General features: G+C 50.2%; 13 protein-coding genes. 2 read left to right on the forward strand and 11 right to left on the reverse strand.

What is annotated here, in order from left to right:
- Genes IPM52_13340 through IPM52_13360 form a run of 5 tightly spaced genes read right to left on the reverse strand, consistent with a single transcriptional unit; the run spans position 1 to position 4,313 of the window.
- Positions 1-252, reverse strand: a complete 252-nt coding sequence (locus IPM52_13340; protein MBK9292590.1) for a hypothetical protein — start codon at positions 250-252, stop codon at positions 1-3.
- Positions 249-653, reverse strand: coding sequence for a hypothetical protein (locus tag IPM52_13345; GenBank protein MBK9292591.1), 405 nt, complete (start codon positions 651-653; stop codon positions 249-251). The genes IPM52_13340 and IPM52_13345 overlap by 4 nt, the downstream gene beginning before the upstream one ends.
- Positions 650-1,270 carry a hypothetical protein gene (locus IPM52_13350; GenBank protein ID MBK9292592.1) on the reverse strand — a complete coding sequence of 207 codons (621 nt, stop codon included), beginning with the start codon at positions 1,268-1,270 and terminating at the stop codon, positions 650-652. Before IPM52_13350 ends, IPM52_13345 begins: the two co-directional genes overlap by 4 nt.
- On the reverse strand, positions 1,245-2,228 hold the full coding sequence (locus IPM52_13355) for an ATP-binding protein (protein MBK9292593.1): 984 nt from the start codon (positions 2,226-2,228) through the stop codon (positions 1,245-1,247). Before IPM52_13355 ends, IPM52_13350 begins: the two co-directional genes overlap by 26 nt.
- Before the next feature lie 12 nt (positions 2,229-2,240).
- A complete protein-coding gene (locus IPM52_13360; protein ID MBK9292594.1) occupies positions 2,241-4,313 on the reverse strand; it encodes a hypothetical protein in 2,073 nt (690 codons plus the stop codon).
- Positions 4,314-4,631: 318 nt separating this feature from the next.
- Between IPM52_13360 and IPM52_13365 the strand changes: the two genes are divergently transcribed.
- Positions 4,632-5,039: a helix-turn-helix transcriptional regulator gene (locus IPM52_13365; GenBank protein MBK9292595.1), complete on the forward strand. Its 408-nt coding sequence runs from the start codon at positions 4,632-4,634 to the stop codon at positions 5,037-5,039.
- A gap of 509 nt (positions 5,040-5,548) precedes the next feature.
- Here the strand turns inward: IPM52_13365 and IPM52_13370 are convergent.
- Together IPM52_13370 and IPM52_13375 are read right to left on the reverse strand one after the other, a co-directional pair.
- Positions 5,549-5,779 carry a hypothetical protein gene (locus IPM52_13370; protein ID MBK9292596.1) on the reverse strand — a complete coding sequence of 77 codons (231 nt, stop codon included), beginning with the start codon at positions 5,777-5,779 and terminating at the stop codon, positions 5,549-5,551.
- 64 nt (positions 5,780-5,843) lie between these two features.
- Positions 5,844-8,753 carry a PAS domain-containing protein gene (locus IPM52_13375; GenBank protein MBK9292597.1) on the reverse strand — a complete coding sequence of 970 codons (2,910 nt, stop codon included), beginning with the start codon at positions 8,751-8,753 and terminating at the stop codon, positions 5,844-5,846.
- Between the two features lie 382 nt (positions 8,754-9,135).
- Between IPM52_13375 and IPM52_13380 the strand changes: the two genes are divergently transcribed.
- Positions 9,136-11,532: a response regulator gene (locus tag IPM52_13380; protein MBK9292598.1), complete on the forward strand. Its 2,397-nt coding sequence runs from the start codon at positions 9,136-9,138 to the stop codon at positions 11,530-11,532.
- Here IPM52_13380 and IPM52_13385 read toward each other — a convergent pair.
- From IPM52_13385 to IPM52_13400, 4 genes are all read right to left on the reverse strand, one after another.
- Positions 11,529-12,998: an O-antigen ligase family protein gene (locus tag IPM52_13385; GenBank protein MBK9292599.1), complete on the reverse strand. Its 1,470-nt coding sequence runs from the start codon at positions 12,996-12,998 to the stop codon at positions 11,529-11,531. The two genes, IPM52_13380 and IPM52_13385, sit on opposite strands and share 4 nt — an antisense overlap.
- Positions 12,999-13,010: 12 nt before the next feature.
- Positions 13,011-13,976, reverse strand: a complete 966-nt coding sequence (locus tag IPM52_13390) for a hypothetical protein (protein MBK9292600.1) — start codon at positions 13,974-13,976, stop codon at positions 13,011-13,013.
- 62 nt (positions 13,977-14,038) lie between these two features.
- Entirely contained in the window at positions 14,039-15,112 is a 1,074-nt protein-coding gene (locus tag IPM52_13395) for a hypothetical protein (GenBank protein MBK9292601.1), read from the reverse strand.
- Between the two features lie 70 nt (positions 15,113-15,182).
- On the reverse strand, positions 15,183-16,682 hold the full coding sequence (locus IPM52_13400; GenBank protein ID MBK9292602.1) for an oligosaccharide flippase family protein: 1,500 nt from the start codon (positions 16,680-16,682) through the stop codon (positions 15,183-15,185).
- Between the last annotated feature and the right edge of the window lie 2 nt (positions 16,683-16,684).

The raw sequence follows: 16,684 nt of genomic DNA on the forward strand, positions 1-16,684 counted from the left end.
TCATTTTTTTTGGTTTGTCTGATAAAAGTTTACTTTGGCCAATTCGGGCATCTTTGCCCCGTTGAGCAGGCGCAGGCGTGTGCGTGCAAAAAGTAGCTTGTGCTGCAAGATGCCAGCCCTTCGCTGCCGCTCCTCCAAATTGGTATGGTTGTCTTCAAGCACTTCTTCAATTTGCCTTTCAAGCGTTTTTATACGGCGTTTAAGGGCGCTTTGCAGCTCCAGGCTGCTCAGCTGACAAAGCAGTTCGTTCATAGGGCATCATTGTGTTGGTTTTCAATCACCCTGCGAACCATTTGTTCGTAAGCGCTGTGCACCTGCATCCAGACAAGCCTGTCGGGCCAGGTGTCGATACTGTTGTGTATCTTTTCGTACAATGCACGCATAGTGGCAGCCTGAAGCGGCGCATTGGCATGCTGCAGCAAAAACTGGGCATCAATGATGGCCCATTGCTGTCGCCACCAGTTCCAATATACGGGCTGCAGCAAAAACTCTTGTGCCACCTCGGCCATATTGGTCATATCCTCCATGTAGCGGCACCCGGTTTCGAAGATGAGCTGTTGCATCTCTTCGGTGCTCATACCAAGCAGCTCTTCAATTTGGCGCTGCAATTGCTGCTGCTGTTGTGTTCGTTGGTCTTTTACGGTTGTTTTCATTGTCCCCAGTATTTTAGTGCTCCCTCGTGCCAAATGGTGTAAATGCCCCCGTTGGGGCCTGTGTAGCGCCCTTTGCTGATGGCCCTGTAGCCCTCGATCCATATTTTCATGGTGGCATCATACATGATGCGCCGGGCCACCCTGCCATCGGGCACGCGTCCGTCGGCATGGCTCACGTAGATGATGAGCTTGCGTCGGCCAAAGCGGTCTTTGAGCGTTTTGTATTCGTCGTAGCTTATGGCCGCATATTGCAGGCTGTCAACCACATAAAATTCGGGGCTGCGGGGCTTTTTCAGCCTGATCATCATCTGCTCGGTAGTTTCGCCTTCAATGAGCATCAAGCGCTGGCGCACCTCGGCCATATTGTGTCGCACAAAAGCTTCGTGCATGGTGTGTGCGCCGCCCTCCTCCAGGCTGTTGTAGGCGACGCGGCCAAAGCGGGTAAGATATTTGCACAACTGCAGCACAAAGCTGGTTTTGCCATTGCCGCTGTTGCCCCAGATGAGCCAGGTGCCGGCACGTTCCGGATTACCAAAGGCATCGTGCCATTCCCCGTCGAACTCAAACAGCTCGTATTTGCGCCTGAGCATATCAGTTACCGAAAGTGCGCGTGGCATAGCTCAATGTGTTTGCAGGTTCGGGCATGTTGAGCATGGTTCGTATGAGCTGCACGCTCAATGCCTGGCCGGTACGCTCTGCCTCACGCAGTGCCGGCACAAGCACATCGTGCAGTTCGCCGTAGTTGTCGCAATGTTCGCGCAGAAATTTTTTCACATCCGTCGAATAGTCCTTACCCTCCAAAAATGCACGAAAGGTGCGGTCGATGTTGTTGAGGGGCCTGTAGCCGAATTTGATACGGCGGTAAAGCTGCGGAATGCCGTCGCGGTTTTTGCGGCGCATGCGCTCGATGTTGCGGGTTAACTGGTCGGTGCCCAGCAGCACCAGTCCGGCCTGGCCGTTGAGGGCGTCGTAAAGCTCTTTGAGATTGCACAGTGCGGGCTGCTTCATATACTCGGCCTCGTCGAAAATGAGCAAGGGCTTCAGGCCGTCGAAGCGCAGGGTCTGCATGCGCCTGGCAACCGCCCGCAGGGTTTTGCTCTTGGTTTTTTCGGTGGCCACTCCCAGTTGTTCGCACACCTTTTCAAGCAGGTCGCCTATATTGTCGGCACTGCCCACCGTAACCAAAAAGCAATCCAGCGGATAATTGCGCTGAAACATACGGCTCACAAAAGTTTTGCCCGAGCCGGTTTCGCCCGTTATCACACAGGTGCTGCCAAACTCGCGCGCATCTTCAAGCGCTGCCAGAATTTGCTTCATCTGCACCGTGGGCACCGGTTCCCAATAGGTTTTTTGTAAGGTATAGCCCACAAAGCGGGCAAGCATCTCAAAATAGCGGTCGGCTATCTCCACTTTTTTGCCGTTTCCGGCATCGGTTTCGTAGCTGCCTTGCCGCATCAGGCTCAGATAGCTGTTGTTTACACCGCTTTTACGGGCCAGTTCGGCCGCGGTCATGCTGTGGCGGGCAAGATACTGCTCAACGGCAGCCATCACTTTTTGCTTTGTAGAAATGTCCATGGGCCTCGGTTTTTAGGGTTGTTGATTTTCTTGTTGTATGTATCGCTGAAGGTCTATCTTGGCATCGAGCCATTGCTCCTGCTGCTCTGTCCAGGTCTTGCCTATCTGATCCTGCTCTTTCTGTTGCAGCTTCTGAGCCTTTGCAGCGGCAGCCTGCACATGGCGCTGGTTGCGGCGGTCTTTGTGCTGGCCCCGGCTATCCACCAGCACCAGCTTGGTGAGGGTATCGCTGAGCTCCGGATGCCGCTCAAACAATGTGAGGGTGTGCTGATAATCGTCGGCCGAAACCCGCATGATATCTTGTTTAAGGTTTCGGTTGAAGGCAGCAATACGTTGCAGCTCGTGCACATCGCCCTCGGCCCGCTCATGCAGGGCCATGGGCTGCACATGCTTTTTTTCGAGCATGATACGATGCTGCCCGTCAGCCTCAACAAGCCTGCCGTTGTGGCCTTTGGCGCTCAGTGCCAGCACCTGGCTTGTATTGGCAGGGTCATACTTTATGCACCACTGCACCCCCTGTAATTGGCGCAGCCGGGCATCGAAACTGTCGAACACCATTTCCTGCCCTTCAATGGTGGCTACTATGCCCATGGGGCTCAGGCTATTTACATAACCTGTTGTTTCGCCAAACACCATCAGGTATTCGTCGATACTCATGGGGCGGCGTTCGGCCTCGGCCAACGCATTCCAGGCCTGTAAATAATCATCCCTAAGCCGTGCACGTTCGGCTTCAACAATTTGTTCCAACTGCTTGCGCGCCCCCTCAAAATCAGGAAAGCTGTGCCTGATTTTGTTGAGGTATTCGGCATTGGGCTGACGCTGGCTGCCCCTGGCCACCCCAACGCCACTCCAGTTGGGCATAAGCTGGCAATACTTTTTGTTGATCCAGCCAAACCAGGGTTCAATGGCCTTGGCTTTGGAATTGTGCGCCCGTGCAGGCGTATATTTTTCGGCCACAAATTCGTATAAGCTTTTCAGCTCACCTCCGCCATAGCGGTCGCTTTGCAATTGCAACACCTTGTAATATTGCCCAAACAACGCTTTGGTGTGCTGCACGGCGTTGCGCAGGGCCTGCCTGATGAGGGCAGGAGTTTCGTGCGTCCCAATCGCATAGCCAACAGGGTAGCGCACCGAGGGATCGAGCACCACCACTATGGTGGGCCTGTTGTGGTAGGTGGTTGTGGTCAAGCCTTTGCTGTTGAGGCTTTGGCTCTGATACAGCAGCTCGGCTTCCCAGCCGTCAACAGTCCAGTAGAGCATGGCGCGTGTGGGTCTGCTGCGTTTCACCAGCATCGCCTTGGTGTTGTCAAAGGCTTGTTCGCCTTTACGCCCGGGTATGGTGTGCAGGTTCCACTTTTCGCGGTAGTTGGCAATGGTTTGAGCGCTCAGCTTGTACCAGCCAAGCTTTTCGGCCACAATGTTGTACATGGTGCGCACCTGCTCGTTGTCGAAATTCTGATGCTTGCGCAACAGCTGCCTTAACAGGCTTTCCTGCTCCTGTTGCCTTAGTTTGCGTGCGTTGTCGTTGCCATACTTGTTGGGCACCAGCATGGCATAGCGATCGTTGCCTGTGGCCTGTGCCCAGGCCATCACCTTCTGTCGCAGGCGTGCAGGGTTTTCGGGCAGGTTGTGTCCTGTTTGGGGTGCAAGGCGGGCCACAGCAGCAGCCAGATTGGGCCACAGTTGCCTGTTGTTGCCGTTGAGGGCTTTGATAAACTGCACTGACTGCGTGCTCACGCGGGCCAGCACATCCAGCATTTGAGCATTGGCCACATATTCGGCCACATTTTTTGGTGGCAAAGCGCGCCCGTCGTTCAGGCGGTAATTGGCAAAGTAATCGATGGCCTGGGCGTCGGGTTTTAGCAGGGCCTGCAGGGCCTGTTCCATGCCGTTTTGGCGTGGGTCGCCATATCGCTCAGTATAGGCACGGCGCACATCGTCGCGCAGCATGTCCCAGGCCAGCAGTGCCGGCCCAGCTGGCGAGCCCCTGCGCAGGCGCAGCTTCCGCTGGCGTTGCACCATTTTGTTGTAGGCCGCTTGCGATAGTATGGGACTGTGCCCACCGCACAGCTCGGGTTTGCTCACACACAGTCGGTTTTTGTAGTATTCTGCCATAACATGTTCCCCTTATGCTATATTTGTGATGGTGTTGTGCAATAATAGTCAAAAATATAACTGTTCAAACATATTATGGATAAAATATTATCCCCAATAAAAAAAAGATTGGTAGAATACCTAAAAAATGAGAGAATAACGCAGGTTAGTTTTTTTAAGGAAATCGGAATCAGTCCCAGTAATTTCAAAGGAACGGCCGCGAGGTCAGAATTAGGAGGTGATGTAATAGTCAAAATAATAACCAAATACAACATCAACCCTCTCTGGCTCCTAACCGGTGAGGGCAGCATGTACAGGGGGGTAGGGTTGGAAGTGGCAGAGCCGCCACCAGAGGTGGGGCTTGGCGCTCGGTTCAGGCAGGCGCGTGAGCTGCTTGGCCTGAGCCAGCATCAATTGGCCGAGGCCTGTGGCCTCACCCAGCGCGACATCAGTCAGCTCGAAAACAACAAACGCGAGTTTATCCCCACACCCCTGATTCAATATCTGCATGGTGCAGGCGTCGATCTTAACAGCCTCTTTGGTAATGCCCCATCTGTTTCGCTCAAATCAATATTTACAGTGGCAAATGTATTGCCCGCAAGCCTCCCGGCAGGGCCGTGTCAGCAATGTGCCCTGCGCGACAAAATCATCCACGCACAGGAATTGGCCATCGAGGCCTTAAAATCCAAGTCCGTGGAAAGCATCAAAAACCCTTAAAAAGGCCCCACACGTAAGCTTAGAGGATATTTATCTCTGCCAAGCTAATTGTATATTGATATTCAATGTGTTCTAATAGAAAGATTGAATAACATTAGCGTATAATAATATAGAAAAGGTGGTGTATTTTATCCCCTTCAATTCATGATTTTTTTGCCTTAGTGCTCCATTAGTGGAAATACACCCCCCTTTATCACGATAAAAAATACAGGCTCATGTCCACCCATTTGTCCACCCATTTGTCTATCCATTAACAAATTTAACATTTCATTAACATATTTTTGAGGGGTTTAAAAACAGGTTTGACAACACCTCAGAAAATGGCTGCATGTGCGATTTAACGATGCCATAAAAGCCAATTAGTTGAGCTATAAAGCGAAAATGCACTAATAATTTATTCGCCTATAAAACCAGTCCTGATGGATATAAAGAGGAAAAATTTAACACCGATTAGCCCAAATTATACATTTGGTTTTTGTTGATACATTTTTTAAATCAGCTGTAAGCATCTAATAATTAAGTTGTTGATCGGCAAAGATTAAATTTACGCTTGTACATTTTGTTTTTGTGCCCATAGTTCGCCGTAATTCTTCGTTTTGCAGCCTTATTTCGGTGTAGAGGTTGCTGAATTCGTGCATGATTTCGGTGAGCGAACGGGTGGACAACTGCTCCGGTCGCTTTTCCGGATCGTTCAGGTATGCCTCAATCAACTGAACGATGTGTTTGTTTTCCGGGTTCATGGGTCAAGGATGATGTCAGAGTGAAAAGAGATAATCAACAGGTCATTCAGGTTCATTGGTATTGTCACTCATTTGGGGCCTTGAGCCGCGTAATATCAATCACAAGTCCGATGAGTCTAAGTGGTTTGCCGTCGCTGCTCCATTCCACTACACCACCCCGGTCGTGATATATTTTGTAATCACCGTCTTTGGTACGGATGCGGTAAGCGATGTCGTAGGCAGGCACTTTGCCGGCAAAGTAGTCGCGCATGTGTTGCATGGTTTGCTCGTAGTCGTCGGGGTGAATCAGCTTACATATTTCGTACACATCGGTGGGAAATTCCTCCAGGCTGTAGCCCAGCATGGTGGCCTTTTTCTCGTGCATATACACTTTGCCGCTCGGGATGTCCCACTCCCACCAGGCCATATTGCCCAGCTCCAGGGCGTCGTTCAGCCGTGTGGTGGTGAGTTGAAGTTTCCGGCGTTCGGCTTCCAGGATCGAAATATTGACAAGTGTCACGAGAATGCCGTCAACCGCATGAAAATCAGTTCTGTAGGGTGAGATGCGTACGAGATAAAGTTTGCCGTCCGAAAGTTTCTTCTCCGACTCGATCACCTGCAGGTTTTTCTGCACCTGGCGGATGTGATCGAAAAACTCGGGATAAAGATTTACTCCGGTGATGTGGAAGACAGGACGCCCGATGTCGTTGTCGAGCAGGTTTGTGATGTCCGATAGATTAGGCGTAAACTTGCGGATGCAGAGCTTGTTGTCGAGGTACAATGCGCCAACATTGGTGTTGTTGAGCAGGTTGTTCACGTCGTTGTTGAGCTGAATGAGCTCTTCTATTTTTTTCTGATATTCAGAGTTTACGGTGTAAAGCTCCTCGTTTACCGACTGAAGCTCTTCGTTCGTGCTTTGCAGTTCTTCGTTCGAAGCAATCAGTTCTTCGTTGCTTGCCTGGAGCTCTTCGTTCGATGTTTCGAGTTCTTCAATGGTGGCCTGAAGGTTTTCCTTGGTAAACTGCAGTTCGTGTTGCAGCTCGGTGAGCCGGTTTTGGTACTGGTCTTCAAGGTTTACGACATCCTGATCGTCTTTTTTGTAGTTGTCGAGCGTGTTGTGAATAAAACTGATCAGGAAGTGATGCACCTCATCGTCCGACATCAGATGGTAGCCTACAATATCGAAAATGAGGCTCAGGTCTTCTTTTTTTATCTTGACGCCTTCGAAAACCACTTTCTGGCTGCCTTTTTTGATGCGTCGGACCACATTGTTGATAATCATTTGCAACTCAGGACTAACCAGCCCGGAGAGGTTTTGCGAGAATTTACCTGTACGCAGGCTCAGGTAGGGATTGATGTCGTTGATCACCTGAAGCACATTCAGGTTTTCGTCGATGACAATTGAGGGAGGAACAAAATTTTCGAGTATTCTGGAAAGGATGACATCGTTGGTCTGGCCTTTGCGGCGTGGTTCTCTGGACGACAGGGCGTTCAATGAGTGTTTCCGGGAGATGTCGAGGTCCAGAAAATTTGCAAGCTGGTAGCCGGGTCGCTTGGTGTAAATCTTGTGTTTTGAGCTTACCACATCAAAGGCGTCGGCATGTGTTCCGAGCGACTCGCTACTGCCCAGAAACAGTAAACCTCTGGTTTTGAGCGACATGTAGAAAGAGCTGATGACTTTGTCCTGACTTTCAGGTTTCAGGTAGATGAGCAGGTTGCGGCAGACTACCAGGTCGAGCTTGCTGAATGGCGGATCTTTGAGCACATTGTGGGTGGCAAAGATGACCATTTTGCGGATGTTTTCGTTCACCTGGTAACCGTTTTCGCGGCGGCTGAAATATTTCGCGAGCAAGGGGGCTTCCACATCGCTTACCATGCTCTCGGGATATAAGCCCTGCCCGGCAACTTCAAGGGAGCGTTTATCGATGTCGGTGGCAAAAATCTTTACCTCCGTGTTCAGGCGTTTTTGCTCGATAGCCTCCGAAAACATCATGGCTAGGGAATACATTTCCTCGCCCGTGCTGCAGCCTACCGACCATACCCTTAGGCTCCTCGGGTTCAGCGAAAGGAGACTGTCCGATAACTGATTGAACAAAAGGTTGAAAGCCTCTTCATCCCGAAAAAATCTTGTCACCCCGATGAGCAATTCCCGATACAGGATGTCCTTCTCTTTTTCGTTTTCGGTCAGGAATTTAAGATAATCGTCCAGATTGTTCAGCCGGTTGATGCTCACCCTGCGTTCGAGCCTTCGGATGATGGTGTTTTCTTTGTAATAACTGAAGTCGGTACCGGTGTGGTCGCGCAGGGTCATCAGCACTTTGCTCAGGGTGTCGCCACTTCCTGGTATCAAAAAGCCTTCATCATCCGACGAGTGCACGAAAGGATGCTTGATGTAATCCACAATGGCCTGAGGCATCTTGCCAGGGGGCAGGATGTAGTCCACCAGACCCGTTTTTATTGCACTGCGCGGCATGCCATCGAATTTGGCTGTACGCTCATCCTGTGCCATAACCATTCCACCGGCTTCTTTAATGGCACGTGTTCCAAGCGAACCGTCCGATCCCGTGCCCGAAAGCACCACCCCGATTGCTTTCTTACCATAATCGAGTGCCAACGACTTAAAAAACAAATCAATGGGAAGGTTAAGCCCATTGCGTGCCCCCTGATCTTCGAGCAATAATTTGCCATGAAATATGGTGAGGTTTTTACGTGGTGGAATCAGGTAAATGGTGTCGGGCTCCACCTGCATCCCATCGGTGGTTATCCGGATGGGCAATTTGGTGTAGCGGGCCAGGAGTTCATCCATCATGCTTTTGAAGTCGGGACTCAAATGCTGAATGACCACAAAAGCCAGCCCGGTATTGTGAGGCACAGCCTTAAAGAAGTCTTGCAGCGCTTCGAGGCCACCTGCCGATGCGCCCAGGCCTACCACATATTCTGGCGCAGTGGTTTTGGAGTTTGTTTGTTGTTGTTCTGGGGTTGATTTGGTTGCCATGCAGGTATCGGTGTTGATATATGTGCTGGAAACGGCCGCCGAGCGGGAGTTTTTACCAGCTACGCCAAATTTAGGCTGCCTTTTTTAAAAAATCAACGGATGCGATAAATTTGGAAACATTCTTAATTAATGTAGTTAAAATCTTCAAAATCAAATTGTTATATGAATAAATGGTTTTCTTCATCTTCTAGTTTGTCATTGTGGCCTTTGACAGGAAAAGGTTGTTAACCCTCTGATACGTGCCTGTTTTGGTGGCGGAGTTATTTTGGATTTCTTCGTTTGTTGTGTCAGCTCCAGAATAATTGGAAGGAAGAGATGCTTTTTCCTGAACTTCGCGCTTCAGGTGCTTTCACAAGTTTTTATTTTTACCAAAAAAACAGCCATGAGCAGCTTGCACGATCTGTTGTATCGCTTGTTGTATGTTGTCGGACTGTCGGAAGATGTTGATAAAGAGATGGATAAGTTTCTTGCTATCCTCAACGACAGCGGATATGTTGAATCAGCAGGAAAATATTTTCGCAGCAACCAGGGAACCAGCCAATGGGTGCCTGCGAATTCTGCGGCTGCTTCAGGTGAGCCTTCTGCTGATGCAGTAGAAGTGCCCCTTTGGAATGACGATTTGTGGATCAACGACAGGCACATATATTTCAAAATAAACAACCACGAGCTATTCTTGCTCGAACTGAAACCCGTTGCAGGCGATGCCGCCGACTTTGTTGGCCACATCAAACCGGCCTTCGATAAGTTTGTGCTTATATACAACAGGTTGTTGGACAAAAAGAAACGAAAGCTAACCCGCGAGCAAAATCTGCGCCCGCTCGAAAAATTGCTGACCACGAAAACTTTGCAGCAAAAGGTGATGGCCACCCTCAGCCACGAATTCCGCAACCCCCTCAACCTCATACTTGGATTTGCCGATCTGTTGAAGGCCGAGAGCCTGAACGCATCGCATAAAGAATACCTTGAAATAATCAGGGAATCGGGCCAGGGATTGTTTCAGGTGGTGAAGAAAGTGTTTCAGTTTCTGAACATCATCATGGAGCGGCCTGTGGACGAGATGATTGATTTCAGGATACGCGACGTTGTGCAACAAGTTGAGAATGAACTGAAACCTCTGGCGCTTGCAAAAGGTTTGGGCTGGCGCTCAAACCTCGACAGCCTCACCGGCACCTGGGTGAACGGGGATATGAATAAGCTGCACGATGTGCTTTTTTACCTGATGGAAAATGCAATCAAATTTTCGACCAGCGGGATGCTGGAAATTGAGGTAAAGCAAGTTGAGTCGCCCCGGCCAGATGCGTTGAGGTTAAGCTTTGCGGTAAAAGATCAGGGCAAGGGGATAGGAATCTTTCAGCAGGATAATATATTCGAATTCTTCAACCAGGAAGATGGCAGCATTACGCGCAACTACGGGGGGCTCGGACTTGGCCTTGGACTGGCCGATAATTTTGTGCGCCGGATGGGCGGGCGCCTTGGTCTTCAAAGTGCGGTAGGGCAGGGTTCTGTGTTCACGTTTCAGCTTGGTTTCGCAACCAGCAAAAACCAGCATCCCGACGATGTGCTCGAGTTGTTGCCACCCCGGCAAATGCTTCAGCAGGTGCACGTGCTTATTGCCGACGACGACCCCTATCAGCGCAAAATGGCAGCTGTGATGCTCGAAGATTTTAAACTGAGTTTTGCTGCCGACGGCCTGGAGGCCATCAACCACATGCGGAACCACCCCGATACCATGATTGTGCTTATGGACATCCGCATGCCGGGAATGGACGGGATCAGCGCCACCAGAGTTATCCGGAAAGAACTCGGTTCGGAAGCAGTCATTTTGGCAGTATCTGGCGAAACCGTTGAAACCACCATCGAAGAATGCTTCGATGCCGGCATGAATGCTTTTGTTTCCAAACCCTACGAACGCGACCAGTTGTTGCGGGCCATCCTGCTCAATTGCGAAATGCTCCGCCAGTCCAAGCCCGAAGTCGTTCGTCTGCGTCCCATGGACAAGCTTACAGGCCTGAAAGGATTGCTTGTTGAAGACAACCGCATGCTTCAGCTGCTCACCATGCGCTTCCTTCGCGATGTGGAATGCAAGGCCAGCCTGGCCGATAGCGTTGAGAGTGCCCTTGAAATATTGTCTAAGGAAAGGTTTGATTTCGTGCTTCTTGACCTGAACCTGCCGGATGGCAGCGGTTTCGACATTGCTGCCGGGCTTCGCAAAAGCGACAACGACGTGTGCATAATCGCCTACTCGGGTGAGGACTCGGAAGAAACACGTCAAATGTGTGCCCAGGCCGGTATTGATGGCATCATTCTGAAAAACTATCACACCGCCCCGGAACTTGCCACCAAAATCAACAACCTGTTGCATCAGAAGCATCCACCGAGACAGGTCGAAAAAGAACCGGAAGAATCATCGGGTGATCCGGAGGACAAGCGCAAACCCGATTACAACCTCGACACCGTGAAAGGAGTGATAGGCGATAACACCGACGACCTCGTGCTATTGCTTGAGGTATTTATCGAACACAGCCTCACTACCTTCGACAATATGCTGCAGGCCAACAAATCAGGCGATACCCGTTCGTTGTCGCGCCATGCGCACTCACTCAAATCGTCAGCCCGCCAGTTTGGCATGGAACGGGCCGCAGAGCTTTTCTTTCTGCTCGAAAAGCGCAGCGACGACCTGCCCGAAGCTGACCGCAATGCCATCGTTGCCGAACTCGAAGAAATCTTTAATCGTGCGGTACCGGCATTGAAAAATGAGATAGAAAAACTAAGGGGCTAAATACCAGGCCTTTGGTTTTTGTTTTCGGCTGTTGCTTGTTGTTCCTGCTCCCCACCCGAATGATAAAGTTTTACGGCGACAATGATGGCCATGCATCCCCACACCGGCACCGAAAGCTTGTCGGTATCAAGAAAATTATTGAGCAAACCGTGGGTAAAATAGCTGATAAGGGCAAGTGTTGCGCTCAGGGATAAAATTCTGGCTTGTTTGTTTTTAGCTGATTTATAGGTTTTTAGACCGTGATAGATCATTACGCCAACAAGTAGAAATACGATCAGCATACCCGGAAGGCCCATTTCCGACAATGGCCCGATATATTCGCTATGGGCATTGCCTCCATCGCCTGCATTGGTGCTGATGATGGTCTTTTCCTTCGATCGTTGAAACGGGCCATAAACAAATTGGTAAGTGCCTGGCCCCCATCCAAAAACAGGCCGCTCGTCGAACAGGCGCAGGGCGGCTTGCCAGCGGTTGATGCGCTCAAGGTTGGAAGCATCGGAACTGATGTTGTAGATCGATTGCACATGCTCCACAAAATCGGCGGAACTGTCCTGCTTGTTCTTTTCGAGCACGTCAATAATCTGGTGCTGGAAACTCACAAAAAAAGCTAATAGAATTGCAAATCCGGCAAGAATGTAACGAAACTTGATACGTAACCAAACCGCCACAAATACTCCTGCAGCAGCCACCAGGCTGATCCAGGCAGCCCGGCTCAGCGACAACAAAGTGGCCACTGCAAGCAGAACGGCCATGCTAACTACCCAGAATCTCCGGGTCTTGCTCAGTCCTGGGTAAAAAATGTAGCCGATGGTCAGAATCAAAAAGAGCGCAAGGGCGGCACCATATGCGGTATGGTCGTTGTAAAGCGGCGACATCACCCAGTGGGCCGACTTATCAGAAAATCCGAAAGTCCAATGCCTGTATATGGTGTAGCCAATTACAATTATCAAGGCAATGTTGTAGAGCCAGATAAACCAGTGGATGTTCTCCTTCTCCCTGAAAACCAGGATAGCCAGAAAATAGGAGGGTACTACAAACCAAAGCCGGGCAATAAGGGCTTTGGCCGAAACGAGGGGCAGCTCGCTGGTGAGTGTCGTAATCAGCATCCAGAACAGCATCAGGTAGATCACCAGACTGATGGGGTGCTTTGCTGCCTTGTGGTCGTAATGACCATCATACAATAGTTTGCTCAGAAAAACTACGAGCAGGCCAAATAGCATAGGCTCGGCAGGAAGGCTGATGGCCAGGCCGGCATCCATGTTTTCGATGTTGAGCGATAGGGGAGTGATAAAACTCACCAGCAACAGCACCTTGTCGAGCGCATAAATGTAGAGCAAAAGCACGCCAAGCACCAGAGGTAAGGCAAAAAACAGCCAAATGTCTTTCTGCACCACCAGATACATGCTGATGGCCAGATATGCCGCAGTGCCCAGATAGACCAAGGCTGTCTTGCTTTGCTCGGTCAAAGTGTCAGATGATTAGGCCTTGATTCCAAAAAGTTCGTTTTTACGCTCGGCGATCACTAATACCATTAGCGACAACAACAATGCGCCCAGGGCCGAGAAAGCCACGATGACCCATCGCACAGGGAAGGCTTTTTTATCGGAGGGGAAAGGCTTGCTGATGATGTTGCTGTAGGTGAGTTTGGCGTTGTAAAAGCGCAGCGCCTGCTCGTAATCGAGTTTGATGGTTACGTAGGTGCGCGATTCTTCCACCAGCATCTGTGTAACCGTAATCAGTTCACCTCCGTGTTTTTCAATATTTTTCTTCAGCTCTTCAACAGCTTTTGTGTTGATGTTTGCAGTGGTGGTACCGTAAACAGTGCGCAAATAACCACGCATAATCTCCTGTGACTGTGCGCCATAGTCAATCAATCCGTGTTCAGTAGCCAATTGGTAGAGCCGGTTTTGCAGCGAATCGATCACAGCTTGTTTTTTGTTGAGCTGCATTTCATACATCTCAACCACTTCCTTGTATTTGGCTTTATGCAGGCTGGCCACTTTCTGGTCATACAGTCTGAGCATTTCATCGGCCATGGCTGATGCGCGTTCCGGGTCGCGGTCACGAACTGTAATCGAAATAGCCTCGTAAGGTGTTTTGCGCACCTTCACGTTTTGCCTGAACTCGTCGAGCAGGGCCGAACGCCAGTATTTGTAGTTTGGGCTGATTTTATAAACCTCCATCAGGTTGAAACGAGCAATCATGGAGTCGGTAATATCCTGCGATTGAAGGATTTGCAGCATTTGCTCGGTTTCGCTTTCGTCCGAATAGCTGTTGATGTTGGCCGGATAAGCAATAGCTTCCGACCTAAAAAGTGGAGTAATGAAAAATGGACCCGAAAATATGGCCCCGAGCAAAGCCGCCCCTATGGTGATAATAGCCAGATGAAGGCGCCAGCGGTACACCAGTCTGACCAGTGATGTGCTATTGTAACTATTGTCCATATTGCTCAGATTATGCTGGTTATTTTTTTCAGTTTCTTCTGATATGATTGGTTGAAGCGTTTTCAAATGTTGCCTGAGGCGTTTGCCGAAGGTGTTGAATTTGGGGAATATTGCCTGGAAGTTTTTTTTTTCGACTCATCGGCTTTCTCGGTGAGGATCAGGATGATCAAAGCCAGGAAGAGTGTAGAAAACAATGCGATGAGTGCAATCAGCCAACGGATGGGATACGATTTTCGTTCGGCGGGGAAGGCGCTCGAAACCACAAATTTATGTGGAATATTTTCGGTGGCATCCACCTTGGCTTCGTCGTATTTGGTCTTAATGAGCGAAAGCTGTTTCCGCTCATGTTCCAGCATGTCGCGCAACGAAACGTAGATGCCTCCGTATTGCGACAGAAGTTCAAGCTTTTGATAGAGTGCCTTTACGCCAGCCTGATTGTTTCGTGCAATCTCTATGGCCAGCTGCTGGTTGATCATCTCGGCCTGGCTCTCGTAATCGTGCACCCCCATGCGCCGGATGGCGTTCAGCGAGTCTTCCATCTGCCTGACGTATTCCCGCTGGTTGTTGTATTCGTTTTCCACAATCCGGAATGCCTTCACCGCCACTTCTTTCTGCATGGCATTCATGGTGCTGTCGAAGAGTTCGGCTATGTCGTTGGCTATGTCGCTGGCAAGCTGAGGGTCGTGGTCGAGCACCGTAATCTTGACAGCCATGTATTCCGTTCGCCTGAATTTTATCCGGCTCTCGTAGGTTTCGTGAAGCCTGGTCATGCGGAAGCGGCTACCTGCCGGAATCCTGTAATGCTCGAGCAGGTTGTACTTTTCGATGATTCTGTCGCGTATCTTGTTTGAGTTCAGAATCTGAAGCATGCGCTCAGTTTGCTCATCTTCACCAAATTCAAGCAGGTCTTTGTTGGTCGAAGGACTGCTGCTCAGCAATACCCTCGAGATGGAGTTGGTCGAGGTAGGATAGAGAATGACCGTTGATTTATAGAGGGGTGTAATAAACCAGGGACTGGTGAAAATGTATGACAGCGCGATGGTTACAATTGCAACGGTGATCAGTGGTTTCCTGTGTTTGAATGCCAGATCCACCAGGCTGAAAGTGTGCATCTCGTGTGTTGAGGGGTCGTGCATTTACCCGCTGATTTAATTGATCAGCCAAAAATAGAAATTATCCTCTTCAAAAAACAGCTTCGGTGTTAATTCAGGCTTTTTCGGCATCTGGCTTTGTTGCCGAAAAAAAGGAAATGATTTCCCGAGGGGGCAAAAGACCGCTCAGCAGTGGCACAAGCAGCCCTGTCAGCCCTGTCAGCAACAAACGCATCATCCACGACAATGGCATCAGGCTGATCCCAAAAGCAAGAAGTAAAAGCAGGCCAGTAAACAATAACAGTCTGAAAGCGAATGTTTTGCCAAAATAAAGTTGAGCCACCTTTCTTGCGGCGAGATATTGGGCAAGGGCCATGATTGACTGCACGCTCAGGCTGGCAATGGCCGCTCCTGTGGCCTTGTAAGGCGGAATGAGCAGCAGGTTCAGCACAATACTCAAGGCCACTCCCGAAGCCGCTAAGGTGTTGAGCAGGCGAAGGTTGCCATTGGCAGTGAGCAGCGTGCCAAACACATAGGTGGTTGAAACGGCCACATAGGCCAGCATAAGCAGCTGAAAAATGAGGGCCGACTGTGCGATACGGATTTCGAATGTCAATGGGTCTTCGCCGGGGCGCAAACCGTAAAGCAATTTCATGAGGGGTTCGGCATACAGGATGCCGCTTATGGCCACTATTGCCGAAAGACTAAAGATGATACTGAACGAAAGCCTTGTCAGTGCCAACACGGGCTGTCTGTTTTTCAGCATGTTGGCAAACATGGGCAAAAGGAGCACGGCAAAAAGCATGGAGATGTTGTTGCCAGCATCGAACAACCGGAAGGCCTTGGCATAAATACCAGTTTGCGTGAGGCCATTGTCGCCCGGCAGCAGCCGTTCGATGAGCACCGGTTCGAGCCGGTTGTAAAAACTCATAAGCAGGACAAGCAGGGCATAAGGTGCGCTGCGCCTGAGAATGAGCCACATGAATCGGCGGTCGAAAACCGGCACAAGCCTGCCGGCATGCCGCATCACCACAAGCAGGGCTACCACAAAAGTGAGGGCATATGCCAGCGTCTGAGCGTAGATGTATGCCGAAATCGTCAGCACGCTCCCAAACCATGTTGTCCAAAGCAGGATGCTGCAAAATACGATCATCAGCAGGCGGTCGAGCACCGAGAGCAGGCTATCGGCCGCAAAAAGCATCAGGCCCGAGACGTTCGACCTCAGATACATGATCATCGAAAGCAACAGGGCGTTGATGCCAACCCAGAACAACAGGGCCATCTGTTGTTTTTCGTAACCGATAAGCTTGCCCAGGAGCAACAGGAAAAGTATGTAGGCCACACCCAGAATGATTTTGACCCCCATGATGCCGGCAAAGTGTTTCCGAAGCTGCTTCTGGTTTCGGGCAATATTGCGGTTGTTGAAGTTGGTGATACCCAGGTCGAGCAGGATGTAGAAAAGAAAGGAAAAGCTGGTAAGCGACAAAAAAAGTCCATAGTCTGCATCGCCAACCCTGTTTTGCACGCTCCGGTCGATGCCCAGAATCCAGAAAGGCTTGATGAGCAGGTTGAGCGAGAGCAGCAGCAAAAGGTTTTTGACAAAGCGGTTTTGCATGG

The organism is Bacteroidota bacterium (assembly GCA_016715945.1).
Taxonomy (GTDB): Bacteria; Bacteroidota; Bacteroidia; order Bacteroidales; family F082; genus JALNZU01.